At 62.6% G+C, this 12,990-nt stretch carries 11 protein-coding genes, 1 pseudogene and 1 other annotated feature; of the genes and pseudogenes, 7 read left to right on the top strand and 5 right to left on the bottom strand.

Features of this window, described 5'->3' with window-relative positions:
- Positions 1 to 47: 47 nt before the first annotated feature.
- The 3 genes and pseudogenes from istA to P8192_RS00335 all read left to right on the top strand — a co-directional run.
- On the top strand, positions 48 to 1,304 hold the full coding sequence (istA, locus tag P8192_RS00345) for an IS21 family transposase (protein WP_270106064.1): 1,257 nt from the start codon (positions 48 to 50) through the stop codon (positions 1,302 to 1,304).
- Entirely contained in the window at positions 1,301 to 2,086 is a 786-nt protein-coding gene (gene istB / locus P8192_RS00340) for an IS21-like element helper ATPase IstB (RefSeq protein WP_278157723.1), read from the top strand. Before istA ends, istB begins: the two co-directional genes overlap by 4 nt.
- 66 nt (positions 2,087 to 2,152) lie before the next feature.
- Positions 2,153 to 2,692: pseudogene (locus P8192_RS00335) on the top strand (IS5 family transposase); the annotation flags it as partial.
- 111 nt (positions 2,693 to 2,803) lie between these two features.
- Here P8192_RS00335 and P8192_RS00330 read toward each other — a convergent pair.
- Positions 2,804 to 3,946, bottom strand: coding sequence for a calcium/sodium antiporter (locus P8192_RS00330; RefSeq protein WP_270106806.1), 1,143 nt, complete (start codon positions 3,944 to 3,946; stop codon positions 2,804 to 2,806).
- Between the two features lie 63 nt (positions 3,947 to 4,009).
- Here P8192_RS00330 and P8192_RS00325 point away from each other — a divergent pair.
- The 3 genes from P8192_RS00325 to P8192_RS00315 all read left to right on the top strand — a co-directional run bounded on the left by P8192_RS00325 (position 4,010) and on the right by P8192_RS00315 (position 6,188).
- A protein-coding gene (locus P8192_RS00325) for an IS3 family transposase (RefSeq protein WP_278157722.1) occupies positions 4,010 to 5,244 on the top strand; the annotation gives its coding sequence in 2 pieces (ribosomal slippage) (positions 4,010 to 4,292 and positions 4,292 to 5,244; 1,236 coding nt in all).
- Positions 4,291 to 4,392 (top strand) — a sequence feature (AL1L pseudoknot). Its footprint overlaps the gene before it by 102 nt.
- A 55-nt stretch (positions 5,245 to 5,299) precedes the next feature.
- Entirely contained in the window at positions 5,300 to 5,509 is a 210-nt protein-coding gene (locus tag P8192_RS00320) for a hypothetical protein (protein WP_278157721.1), read from the top strand.
- Positions 5,510 to 5,840: 331 nt separating this feature from the next.
- Positions 5,841 to 6,188, top strand: a complete 348-nt coding sequence (locus tag P8192_RS00315) for a hypothetical protein (RefSeq protein ID WP_246846592.1) — start codon at positions 5,841 to 5,843, stop codon at positions 6,186 to 6,188.
- Between the two features lie 2 nt (positions 6,189 to 6,190).
- Here P8192_RS00315 and P8192_RS00310 read toward each other — a convergent pair whose 3' ends face one another.
- Positions 6,191 to 6,562, bottom strand: coding sequence for a sulfate permease (locus P8192_RS00310; protein ID WP_278157720.1), 372 nt, complete (start codon positions 6,560 to 6,562; stop codon positions 6,191 to 6,193).
- A 196-nt stretch (positions 6,563 to 6,758) separates the two neighbouring features.
- Between P8192_RS00310 and dprA the strand changes: the two genes are divergently transcribed.
- Positions 6,759 to 7,757, top strand: coding sequence for a DNA-processing protein DprA (gene dprA / locus P8192_RS00305; RefSeq protein ID WP_146319791.1), 999 nt, complete (start codon positions 6,759 to 6,761; stop codon positions 7,755 to 7,757).
- Between the two features lie 16 nt (positions 7,758 to 7,773).
- Here the strand turns inward: dprA and P8192_RS00300 are convergent, their stop codons facing one another.
- The 3 genes from P8192_RS00300 to P8192_RS00290 are packed head-to-tail and all read right to left on the bottom strand — an operon-like array spanning position 7,774 to position 12,985.
- On the bottom strand, positions 7,774 to 8,910 hold the full coding sequence (locus P8192_RS00300) for a hypothetical protein (RefSeq protein ID WP_278157719.1): 1,137 nt from the start codon (positions 8,908 to 8,910) through the stop codon (positions 7,774 to 7,776).
- Positions 8,910 to 11,156 (bottom strand): sensor histidine kinase, encoded by a 2,247-nt coding sequence (locus P8192_RS00295; protein WP_146319795.1) that lies wholly within the window; start codon positions 11,154 to 11,156, stop codon positions 8,910 to 8,912. The genes P8192_RS00300 and P8192_RS00295 overlap by 1 nt, the downstream gene beginning before the upstream one ends.
- A complete protein-coding gene (locus tag P8192_RS00290; protein WP_278157718.1) occupies positions 11,153 to 12,985 on the bottom strand; it encodes a DNA cytosine methyltransferase in 1,833 nt (610 codons plus the stop codon). Before P8192_RS00290 ends, P8192_RS00295 begins: the two co-directional genes overlap by 4 nt.
- Positions 12,986 to 12,990 lie beyond the last annotated feature (5 nt).

Raw genomic sequence — 12,990 nt, 5'->3', positions numbered from 1 at the left:
ACGTAGCGACGGATGAAAACTGGACAGTTTCATCCATGCTAGGAGGCATGATCACTATGGAAGATTGGGCTGAAATCCGTCGGCTGCATCGTGCGGAGAAGATGCCGAAGAAGCAGATCGCTGAGCGATTGGGAGTCTCTCGGACCACGGTGTATCGAGCTCTTGAGTCAACAGAGCCACCGAAGTATCAACGAGCGTCGAAGGGCTCGATTGTAGATGCGGTGGTCCCAGAGATCCATAAGCTTCTTAAAGACGCTCCGAGGATGCCAGCGACCGTTATCGCGGAACGCTTGCAGTGGCAGCATTCGATGACGATCCTCAAAGATCGCGTGCGTCAGATCCGTCCTTTGTATACCGGGGTAGATCCAGCGGACCGGTTAGAGCATGCTCCTGGTGAGGCTGCCCAGTTCGATTTGTGGTTTCCCGAGCCGAAGATCCCGGTGGGGTTCAGCCAAGTACGCGTCTTACCGGTGCTAGTGATGACTCTGACTTTCAGTAGATTCCTTCGTGCTCGGATGATTCCCTCGAGACAGTCGGGGGATCTGCTGGCAGGTATGTGGCATCTGATCACTGGCGTTGGCGCTGTGAGCAAGTCATTGATCTGGGACCGTGAAGCAGCAATCGCACCGAAGGGAAAGCCTCTGCCTGCAGTCCAAGGCTTCGCCGGCACGATCGCGGCCAAGATGATTATCGCTCCGGCCAGAGACCCAGAGTTTAAGGGCATGACGGAACGAAATAACCAGTTCTTCGAGACGAGTTTCCTGCCGGGGCGAACCTTCGGCTCACCCCAAGATTTCAACGCCCAGATGGAAGCGTGGTTAGAGACACGCGCTAATCAACGACTCGTGCGCAGCCTGGGAGATCGTCCAGTGAATGTACTTGATCAGGATCGAGCAGCTATGACTGCGCTTCCTCCGTCACCACCGGCTGTCGGGTTGAATTTCCAGATCAGACTAGGCCGGGACTACTACGTTCGTGTCGATACCAATGACTACAGTGTGGATCCCCGATACATCGGGCGACTGGTACAAGTCACCACGACCCTAGAACGGATTCTCGTGGTCTGTGATGGGGAGACTGTTGCTGATCACCCCCGTTGTTGGGCCACCGCGCAAACGATCACTGATCCCGGTCATGTTGCTACCGCGAAGATGCTCCGAGCCCATTACAACCAGATCCGACGTCGTCCTGTCGGGCGCGATACTGAGGTCGCGTATCGACCTCTGAGCGTCTACGACGAGCTCTTCGGATTGAGATCTGCACCGGCTGCACCGGCGCCGGTGACGGAACAGGAGGCAGTATGAGGACCAATCCAGAGAAGATCGGGGCCACGCTGTCACATCTAGCTCGAGCGATGAAGACTCCCACGATCGCGAAGGTCTGGGAACAACTGGCCAACACCGCTCGTGAGCAGGGATGGACACACGAGGAGTATTTAGCTGCCGTGCTTGAACGTCAGGTTGCTGATCGCGAAGCCAATGGCACCAGCTTGAGGATTTCCACCGCCCGGTTTCCAGCGATGAAGACTCTCGAGGACTTCAACCCTGATTTTCAGCCAACCCTACGCCGTGATCTGATCGCGCATCTAGGGACCACGAGTTTCATTCCGAAAGCTGACAACGTGATTTTGCTTGGCCCGCCCGGAGTAGGCAAGACGCACTTAGCGATCGGACTCGGCATTCGGGCCTGTCAGTCTGGGTATCCCGTGTTGTTTGATACCGCTGCTGGGTGGATCAACAGGCTTAGCGTTGCTCATCAGCGTCATGGAGGATTAGCAGCTGAAATCAAACGCCTGCGACGATACCGCTTACTCATTATTGATGAGCTCGGGTACCTGCCCTTAGACGCTGACTCTGCGAATCTGTTTTTCCAGCTAGTCGCCTCAAGGTATGAGCAGGGTTCGTTGCTCATTACTTCTAACCTGCCCTTCAGCCGGTGGGGTGAGATCTTTGCTGATGACACGATTGCAGCAGCGATGATTGACCGGTTGATCCATCATTCAGAGGTCCTCACCCTCGATGGAGAGTCTTATCGGACACGAACCCGACGGGAACTCCTTGAGAAGAACACCAACATCACGACCTGAACCTGTCAGAGTGTCCAGTTTTCAGACGTCGATTAATGTCCACTTTTCAGCCGCCGTTGACAACAGGGGGTCGGGGCGAATCACAAGAAACTGCCGGTGACCGAGGTTGAACCGCCTGGTCACGGCATCGGACGCTCCCGCGGTGGACTGACCACCAAGATCCACCACGCCGTCGATGGCCGGGGCCGGCCGCTGGCCACGATCGTCACCGGTGGTCAGCGCAACGACGGGGCCGTGCTGGCACAAGTACTGGCCGAGATCCACGTTCCCCGGCCCGGCCCCGGGGCGGCGCGGACCCGACCGGAGGCGGTGATCGCGGACCGGGCCTACGCCACCGGGGTGATCCGCACCGAACTGCGTCGGCGCCGGATCCGGGCGGTCATCCCGGACAAGAAGGACCAGATCGCCGCCCGCCAACGGCGGGGTAGTCGCGGCGGGCGACCCCCGGCCGTCGACGGGCAGGCCTACCGCAGGCGCAACGTCGTGGAACGGTACTTCGCCCTGGCCAAGCAATGGCGCGGCTTGGCTACTCGCTACGACAAGCTCGCCATCACCTACCGCGCCGCCGTCACCGTTTGCGCCATTCTCACCTGGCTACGCGCATAAGGGAGACACGCCCTAGACACTGGGTCTGGCGCTGATCGGGGGGCGACTATCTGGTGCCTGGGTGGCGCGCGGTATTGACAGGCCCGGGTTGATCTAGTCAGCGGCTCGTGGTCAGGACGGACGGGGGGTTGTGCCGCTGCCTTGTCGGCCCTTACGCAGCCCGATTTCGTATGCGGTGAAGGCGATCAGCGTCACTGTGATCAAGGGGAGGACAAACCATGCCATCACGGCGGTAAATCCTTCCAGTGCGTCGTGTGCGGTGGCAGCCAGGATGAGATACCCAAGGTAAACCAGATACAGGGCTACGAACAGGGCGCCTTCCCATCGCGCCACCGTGAAGCCGGTGAAGGCTACGGGCAGCAAGGCGATCGCGGCCGCCAACATTACCGGGATATCGAAGGCCAGGGCGGCGCTGGATACGGGAATGCCCTCGAGGGAGATCATGGCTGGCAACCCGAGCACGACTCCGATGTTGACGATGTTGCTGCCGACCACGTTGCCAATCGCCAAGTCACGTTCGCCACGGCGCACGGCGATGAGGGAAGTCGCCAGCTCAGGCAGAGATGTGCCGATGGCCACGACGGTTAAACCGACCACTAGGCTGCTCACCCCGAGCGTGGTGGCGGTGTTCACCGCGCCCTCGACGAGGAGCGTGGCCCCGGTTACCAGGAGAGCAACTCCGAACACCACGAGCAGAATCGACTTTCCGCTCGATGCCACAGGCAGTTTCTGGGCCTGGGCGGAGGTGCCGATACCCGGGGAACCCTCAGTCAGCTGCATAACAGGGGCCTTGGACTGTGTCCTTCTGCGGCCGATGGTGACGCTCAGCACGGTGTGAGCGACCACGGCACCGAACAGGATTAGCCCGTCTACCGCGCTGATCACCCCGTCGAGGCAGACCAGCAGCAGCGCCGCGGACAGAGAAAGCATCAGGGGGAGATCAAAGCGCACCAACCGTTGTGTCGCGGCCAGCGGCAGAACTAGAGCGGAGAGGCCGAGAATGAGCAAGACGTTAGCAATGTTGCTGCCGACCACATTGCCCACCGCCAGTCCGGGTTCGTCGCGCAGGACCGCACCGATACTCACCGAAAGCTCGGGCGCCGACGTGGCCGCCGAGACCACGGTGAGCCCGACCACCAGGGAGGAGACCCCCGCTCGACGAGCCAGGGCGGAGGCCGCTCGCACCAGTACCTCCCCGCCCAGCACCAGCAGCACCAACCCGACAATGATCCGCCCCAGGTCTAGAAGGTCCATAAGTAGGAGTCTACGTGAAGCGCCCTGGGTTTCGTTCCGAGTCTCACTAAGGAGAATCGGTACATGCCCAAGAAGTTCACCCCTGAGTTCCGCGACCGAGCGGTGCGAATGGTCCTTGACCGACAAGTCGCGGAAGGTGGGCCCAGAGCCGCCTCGATCCGCGTCGTGGCGCAGTCCCTGGGCTGTGGCCCGGAGACCCTGCGGAACTGGTGCCGCAGGGCGGAGTCGTCCGGCCCTGCAGTGGTGGCCCTGAGCGGCGAGTCGGATCTGGAGGAGGAGAACCGGCAGCTGCGCCGCGAGCTGGCCGAGACCCGCCGTGCCAACGAGATCCTCAAGAAGGCCTCGGCTTTTTTCGCAGCGGAGCTCGACCGCCCCACGACGAGATGATCCGGTTCATCGACGAGCACAAGGATCGTTTCGGGGTCGAGGCCATCTGCCGCACCCTGGGTGCGACGGAGTGTGGGTTCATCACCTCCCGCGGCTACCGCGCGGCGAAGACCCGTCCGGTCTCGGCGCGGAGCCTGCGCGATGTGGTCCTGGGCGAGGAACTGCGGCGGATCCACGCTGAGAACTACGGCGTTTATGGGTATCGCAAGATGTGGCATGCCATGCGCCGCGCCGGCTGGGAGATAGACCGAGACCAAGTCGCACGCCTGATGAAGGCCGCCGGTCTGACCGGCGTACGACGAGGCCGCAAACCGGTCACCACGAGGCCCTCCGTCGAGCCGGATCATCGTCCGGACCTGGTGAAGCGCCAGTTCGTCGCGCAAGGCCCCAACCGGCTCTGGGTCGCGGACATTACCTACGTGCGGATCCTGACCGGGTTCTGCTATGTCGCGTTCATCACCGATGTCTGCACCCGAAAGATCGTCGGCTGGGCCGTGGCAGGCACCCTGCACACGCAATCCCTGCCGCTGCAAGCACTGGAACACGCGCTGCTGAGCACCGAGGCCCGCCTGCGGGCCGGACGGCTGGTCCATCACTCGGACCGAGGCGTTCAGTACGTCAGTCTGTCCTACACTGAGACGCTGGCCGCCTACGGTGTCACCGCGTCAGTCGGGTCCGTCGGGGATTCGTATGACAACGCCCTGGCTGAAGCCGTGAACGGCCTCTACAAGGCGGAAATCATCCACTCACGTCGCGTCTGGCCCTCGGTCACCGCCGTCGAGATGGCCACGATGGACTGGGTGCAGTGGTGGAATACCCGACGTCTGCACGAGAACCTCGGCTACCGGACCCCGGCAGAAGTCGAGGCCACCTACACTCAACACCTGACGGCCGCGTCCGCTGTTGTCTAACCACGGAACGAAACCCAGGGCGCTTCAACACCGTGGGACGAGCCCGGAGTACGCGATGAAGATCCTGGGCTGGTATTTCTACTTCCTCACCGAACACCCGAAAGACCCGTGGGAGCTCGTGAGGAAAGAGCACTACCAACCAGCGGTGAAGCCTGCCGAGGCTACTAGTGAGGATCGTGGGGCGCCGGCTTTGTACGACTTTGCGTTCAGCGCTGAGGACGGCAATGGGATTCAGCAGGGCTGGGCCGGTCGTTCACGACGATGACACGCCGCAAAAAAGCACACGTTTTGGCACATAACCCGCATCTGAGTACTCCGAGGCGTCCCCTTGAAAGCACCCCGCAGTCGCCATTTCTGTATCCCCAGAAAATGCGCGGCACCAAAGAGAAGGTAGCCAGAAAAAACGAATGTCCCGGATCATCGTTGCCGATGATCCGGGACTTCCGGTGGTGGACCTCCGTAGAGAGTTTGAGAACCCCTGCCCACACCTGAAAACCTTGTCTTTGCGCAGGTCACGGGGCTTCTACGACCACGACCAGCGCTCCTCTGGGCCTACTGTTTCCGACTCCAGGGGGCGAGTGGTGCGATCACTTAGGATGGCTCAAACCCTCCTTCGCCCGGAGCAAGTCGACGATCTGGTGGCGCAGTACCGCGAGGGCGCAACGCTCGTGGAGCTGGCATCCGTGTTCGGCGTGAACCGCCGCACGGTCGCCACCCACCTCACCCGGCGGGAGGTAACGATCCGCCGTGGACGGTTCGATCCCTCCCGCATCCACGAAGCAGCCGACCTCTACCTCAGCGGGTTGACGCTGGTAGAGGTCGGCGTGAAGGTTGGGGCGGGGCCTCAGGCTGTCCGGCGAGCGCTCGCTTCGCACGGCGTCGTGATCCGGCCTGGCGGACGCTCTGGTTCTCGCATCACGGCACCCACAGCCGTGGGCGGTTGACCCTAGACACGAAGGGCTGGCTCACGCAGGCTCGCCTCGACGCGCGAGTCGTGGCGCTGGTGACGGCGGACCGCAGCTTCGCGCAGGCGCGCACGGATGAGCAGAGCGACGCTCACGGGTCCCATGATGATGAACTTGAGCGCGTTCCAGCATGCCCATAGCACGATGAGGTGGAGCCAGCCTGGGCCGCCGTCGGCTGCCGAGCCAGAGCAGATGCTGGCGACCAGGAAGTACGGAAGCGCGACCAGCATCGCGGGTATCCCCCACTTGAGTCCGCGGCGGGTGCGGATGGCAGCGAGCAGCCGGTTGCTTGGCATGTAGCGGTGCAGGTAGTCGCGAGTGCGAACGCTGAGCGTCCAGATAACGCGGAACATGACAGGCCTCTCGTCACACGTGTTACTCCGTCGAGGAGGCAGAACGTGTGTGAGTGCCCGAAGGCCGTCCCGGAGGACCCGCAATATGAGGAGAACCTGCCTCACCATCCACTGTACGCCGGGGTCAGCGTTCATGGAACCCTTCGGCTCCCGCGTCGCCGCGCGCACCTCTCTATATGAGTGAGAGGACCCGACGATGACGAACCTGAGCGACGTAGTCCAGGACGAGCGCACGGCGCGGATGGCGCTGTCGATGCTCGTCGAACCGGACGATACCGTGACTGGCCGGCTGCTGGGCGAGCTGGGGGCACTTGAGCTGTTTCGGCTTGCCGGGCGTGACGACGTGGTGCCGGGCCTCAGTACCGTTGACGCTCACGTGTGGCGTTCCCAGTTCCAGCGCTCAGATACTCGGACACTTGAGCAGAACATTGCTGCAGCCGAGCGCGCCGGTATCGGCACGCTGATCCCCGGCGACAAGGAATGGCCATCTGCGCTCGACGATCTTGGCGACCGGCGCCCCTACGTCCTCTGGACTCGCGGCGCGACATCGTTCCTCGCACGACCGCTCACCGATCTCGTCACGGTCACCGGCGCGAGGGCCGCCACTTCCTACGGCGAGCATGTGGCGGCGGAGCTGGCGTCCGACCTCGCCAACGCTGAGCGGATAGTCGTGGCCGGCGGCGCGTACGGCATCGAAGGAGCCGCCCACCGAGCGGCCCTTGCATCCGGCGGCGACACGATCGCGGTCATGGCGAACGGCGTTGATCGTCCCTACCCGATGGGTCACCGTGAACTGCTTGAGCGAGTCGCCGACCTCGGGCTCATGGTCACCGAGGTTCCGCCAGGTGCGGTGCCGACGCGCCATCGCTTCATTGCACGGGCGCGGCTGATGGCCGCACTCTCCGCGACCACCGTCGTGGTTGAAGCCGGTGCTCGATCCGGTTCAATGGCCGTCGCCCGGCGCGCACACGAACTCGGCCGCACCGTCGGAGCTGTCCCTGGTCCGGTAACGTCCGCGACGAGCGCCGGGCCTCACCAACTCCTGCGCGACGGTGCTTCATTGGTCGCGGAGGCCTCGGACCTGGTTCCTCCATGCGGACGTGAGGGGACTGAAGCGAGCCAAACGCCAACGGCATCCCGCACATCGAGGCGTTCTTCAGCGGACACGGAGTCCACGAGAGCACACGCAATGTAGCTCTGCCCGCAAGCCGCTAGCTCGACGCTCTGGTTGTCGCGTCCTCAACGTCGGCGAAGAGCCGCTTCTGGATCAGTTCGCTGTCGAGGTCAGGGACTCCGATACGTCCCCGATAGTGACTATGCTGCACTAGGAGAGACTCGGCAAACGGGCTGCTGAGCGATGCCACGGGACCGTACTCCGTGAGTCGCGCGACCGGCACGGCCCGGACATCTTCGAAGTCGATCACCAAGTCTGGAATCTCCCTGAATCTGGGAAGGTAGTGGAACTGCCCACGGGTCGACGTGAGCACGTCTTGACGCAAGCTGTTCCACTCGCCTTTGCCTCGGTTGTGGGCGGCCTTCCCCTTGTTCTTCTCTGCCAGGTATTCGTCTCTCCAGGCGACGTACTTTGCGTGCGCTTCAAGTGGGGACGCTTGCGCGAGGAGTACAAGACCGACTTTGTGTTGAGCGAAGTCACATGCCGGGGTCAGAACAACCCACCAGGTCTCATCGGATGCTCGCAGGATGTCACCCGGCGCTCTGCGATCAGAGGCCGGCGGATAGACGTACCTGAAGCTCGGGCGTCCGGTGAGCGACCGTTCGCGATCGTCGTCGATGACTCGCGCAAGCCTGCTGAGCAAGACCGGAGCGATGCTGGCCCCGTCCGCGTCCTGGGTGTACTCGGTCCAGTTCGGAGCCAACTCGCTCCACATGTGATCTGTAAGCACTGATGCAACGTGTTGCTCGATGCTGCCTATGGTCGCCATCGCGCCGCTATCTACCGCTGCCTGGATCGCAGCAGGGAGCTTTTCAGTGTCTTCCTTGGTAACGACGGTGACGAGTGGCGGCATCTCCTCATGCGACACCTTCTCTGGCAGGGCTGTCCAGAAGATGATCGGCGCGAACCTCGCCTTCTTGATTTCAAGGTACCCAGCGTGCCCGGCTGTGTCGTCTTCTGGCGTGTTAGCCGTGGCGTCGCGTCGCACGTCGAGCACTACCACGTCGCTCTCGCCCTTGCGCACCCGCTTGAACCCTTCATCGAAGTCGGTGGCAACCTGGACCTGAACCTCAATGTCTTCGCTGTCTTCGAACGCGTCGGCAATCTCTCGCTGAGCATCCGCCGCAAGCACCGCCTGGTCCTCGATGATGAGCACCCGCACCGTCTGTCTCACTACACCCGCCTCCTGAAGGTGGCCTCGAATGTCGCGCCGTCAAGCGCACCCTCATCGACCAGCGTGAGTTCTCCCGCATAGATGTCTTCTACAAGGTTGCCAACGATGCTCAGCCCGAGCCCCACGCCATCAGGCTTGCTGGAGAAATATGGATCGAAGATGTAATCGCGGCTCTCAGAGGGGACGCCTGGCCCGGAATCGCTGACGACCAGGGTTAGCGACTCATCCTCGTTTGTCCGGGCACCGACGAGCACCTTCCGCTCAATCCCCTGGGGTTGGGTAGCGGTCCAGTAGATCGCGTTCTGGATCAAGTTCACGAGGACTGTCAGGAGTTCTGCCTCGTCAATCTTGACCGCAATGTCTGTGCCGCCGCCAACGAGCTGCACGTTACGATCGTCGGCTTCCTGCTGAAGTATCGAGATAGCGCGGTCGATTACCTCGCTGACGCTGATCTGCTTGGGACGGCCTCGCTTCCGCCCACCGAAGGGCTCGATCTGCTTGAACAGCGAGGAGAGGAGTTCGGCCTGCTCGGCGGTGTCAGTCATTGATCCGAGCGCGATGCTGACCTTGTCGCTGTTGTTCACGCTTGGCTTGTTGAGGTCGCGGGTTCCGAAGCGCGCGATGTTCTTGAGTCGGGTGACGACGGTGCGCCCATCGTGGAGCACTCGGTCGATGAGCGCGCCGAGGGTGGCGAGGCGTGAGTACCGGGACAGTACGTTCTGGACCTGTGTTACGCCTTCCTGGATGTCGCGATTTTTCTCGTCGATGAGGCCGTGCAGCCGCTTGTCGCCCGGGTAGCTCTGCTTCAGTGCAGTGCTGATCTCACCGAGGTCGAACCGTTCGAACAGACCACCCTTACGTTCTGGCTGCTCCTTCTTCGGGTGTCGAGCGCCGTAGCGGCGTTGTTCGAGTTGGTTGAGTGCCGCCCGCACCAGGTACTGAAGATCGGCGTAGGCGGCCCCGGCGAGGATGCCCTCGCGGTTGGACTGGTCTTTGAGGCTCTCGTTTGTGTCAGCACCGATGAAGACGTGACCGATGATCTGGTTATTCGACAGCCTCAGCGTCGGGCTCTGCACGCGTCGCAGGTCGAGTCCGAGCCAATCGTCTCCAGTCTCACCGAACGGGAGTACGCGGAACCCGTCGCGGTAGATGCTGACGCCCGCAACCTCGTCCATCGTGTCTCGGAAGCCCTTGAGGTCGCTGGCGCTCGGTGCAGTGTTCTCGGGGTTGGCTGCTTGTAGTGATCTCTGGAGTGCCGTCTTGTCGCGATCCCAGACGCTGATCTCGAACTCGAAGGGGCCGGCCTGAGGTGGGCGGTCTTCGAGGTTCCAGAGTTGCATCACTCCGATGTCTTGGGTCTCCGGCGGGTCCTGCTGCTCGTAGTGCAGCGTGGCCGATCCATTGACATCGATCGAACCGCTCAGTCGGTAGTGGGGGGTTCGTAGGTCTGCCGACGGCTCGATCGGACCAGCGAGATCCTCCAGCGTGTCGTCCACATCCGTGAGCTCAAGCACAATCTGGAAGTCCGGCTCGGTGGATGCGTCCTTGGCCGATCCAGCGCCTGAACCCTGCGGACGCGGGCGGATAAGGCGGGTGAGGGCCGTGCGAAGCTCAAGAAGGTCGTCGCGAGTCCACTCTCGGGAGAGCCTGTCGACTTGGAGAACAGTGCCTCGTTCTTGATGCCACCCGTCAGCGTCGAGCTCGCTGAAGGCCGCCGCAGCGGCACCGTTTGCCGCGAAGACATCCGGGGCCCCGACCTCCCAGGCGACCTCGATCTCGTCCAGGTAGGCATCCTCCCGGTCGAAGTCTGTCCAGTCGATGAGGAGCTTGACCTCGTCAGCATCCTGCTTCCTCGTGGTAAGGAGCATCTCCTCGCCAAGGCGCGCGGTAGCAAGGCGCCCGATACCCTTCTCGCCGAGAACACGCCTCCCGCCGTCGCTGCGTGGGTTCCTTCGTTTGGTGTCGGTGGCAATGTCGAGCCAAGAACTTTGGAGCGTGGCAGCGTCCATGCCATGTCCATCATCCCAAACTTCGATGCCTCCCTCGCCCGCCTTCAGAGGGCCACGAAACCGGATCAGGACGACACCTGCGTCGGCGTCGTAGGAGTTCTTCACCAGTTCGATGAGCGCAACCTTGTCGCTGCTGATGAGGTCGCTGCCGAGTGTCCTGAGAAGCCGCGCTTTGGGGCGTAGCGCGCCGCGTCCTGCTAGCTCCGCCCCGGGGTCTTGGTTCGCACCGCGTGTCATGAGGCACTCTCCTCGGGAGCCGCATCCCGCACCGAAACGACGTTGGACGCAATGCGCGCCCGCGCTTCAGCAACAGTGATGCCGCGGATGGCACACATTCTCAGTGACGCCTCCTCCCCACTTGAGACTAGCTGAGCCAACGCGACCTTGATGTCGGTGCGCAGGCCAGTGTGATCGTCAGGAAGGTCCATGAGGAGCGCGACGACCTTGCTCACGTGGCCGTTGACTACGAGTTCGTCAGAGCCCTGGAGCAGGGAGTAGAGACGACCCTGGGCTTCGCCTAGCGCCGACTCGACATGCTCGGGCCAGTCCTTGTTGTCCTCGTCGCGGAGGCACTCGCGGAGTGCTCGCATGGTCCGCTTGCGGGTAGCGCTGAGCGTATGGACATCGATGTGCTGGAGCAGGTCGAGTGATAGTTCCTCCGCGCCCCGCAGTGGCGTCATGAGAGTCTCAGCAGCGGCGGTGGGCATGCGGTGAACGTCGAGCAGCGATGCGACGGCAGCAGCAGCCTGAGTCATATCGGGGCCGGGATAGCACCACCACTTCACGGCGCGTTGCTCTTTCGCCCACTGAACCAGTAGCTCGCGCATCGCTGGGAGTCGGGGGGCTTCAGTGCGCGGCAAGTCCAACGGGAGGATCGCCTCGGCGACGTACTTGCCCAGGCTTGGTGGAACGGCGTTGCCGATCTGCCGGAACGCATCACTGCGGGTTCCGGCGAAGCGGAAGTCGTCTGCGAACGTCTGGATGCGTGCGGCTTCGCGGACGGTGAGCGTGCGATGCTCGGCGGGATGGATGTACCAGTAACCGTCCTTGGCAATGTGGGCCGTGATTGTTCTACTCAAGTCGTCCCAGTCAAGGCGCTTGTACTTGTCGTTGAACGTGTCTGAACGGTAGCGGCGGAGCCGTTCAGGAAGGTCCGAATACAGCGTTGATGAGGTCATGAGCTCAAAGGCTTCGCGATCGTCGTCGCGAACGGGGCGAGTCATGTGGTCGTGGATGACGTCGCTCTGCCCGTCCCCTCGCAGTGCCTTGGCCAGCGCGCTGGAGGGCTCTCCCGTGTAGCGCAGCTCACGTGCTCCCGTAGTGTCGTTCAGCGTTGGCAGGTCGGCGATGGCGTCGCGAACAGTGGGACGGGTCGTCGCTGGTTCTGGCCAGACCGGGAGCGCTCCGTCGTTGCGTGCCTGGAGGATGAAGCGCTTGCGGTGTTGGGGCACCCCGTAGCGCCACGCATCGAGGAGTCGATAGTCGACGATATAGCCGGCCTCTTCGAGGAGCATGGCGATCTCGCGAATGACGGTCAGGTCGTCGCCGATTGCCATATCCGGGACGTTCTCCATGAGCACCGCCCGAGGCGCGACCGCGAGAACAACGTCGATGAAGGATCGCCAGAGCTCCTTTCTGGCGTCCTCCTCCTCACGGACTCCCTCGTTGATGAGGCTTCGTATCTTCGCGCGGCCCGCCCGGCTGAATGGCTGGCAGGGTGGCCCTCCCGCGACAAGATCAATCCCAAGCGGCTGGAGCCTCTCGATGAGAGCCGCCACTTGGTCTTGGTCGGACATGTCCACATCGAGGGCAAGCCCGCGGAAGTTGGATTGGTGCGTCTCAAGGGCCGCGCGGTCATGATCCACGGCAGCGACAACGGTCCAGCCTGCGGCTTCTACACCGGCACCGAGCCCTCCTGCGCCGGAGAAGAGGTCGACGGCGAGCGGACGCCCTGTGGCCTTCTCCCGCGCGCACCACTCTTCGAAGGACTCTTCTTCGGGTGCTTCCGGGTGTCTCGGGAGTGTAAGCGGCGCCGAGCGCTCAAGTTTCACTGCGTACGTTGCCAAGCCTC

The organism is Citricoccus muralis, assembly GCF_029637705.1.
Lineage (GTDB): Bacteria > Actinomycetota > Actinomycetes > Actinomycetales > Micrococcaceae > CmP2.
Note: the sequence above shows the minus strand (reverse complement) of the source record. Positions and strands in the feature narration are given on the sequence as shown.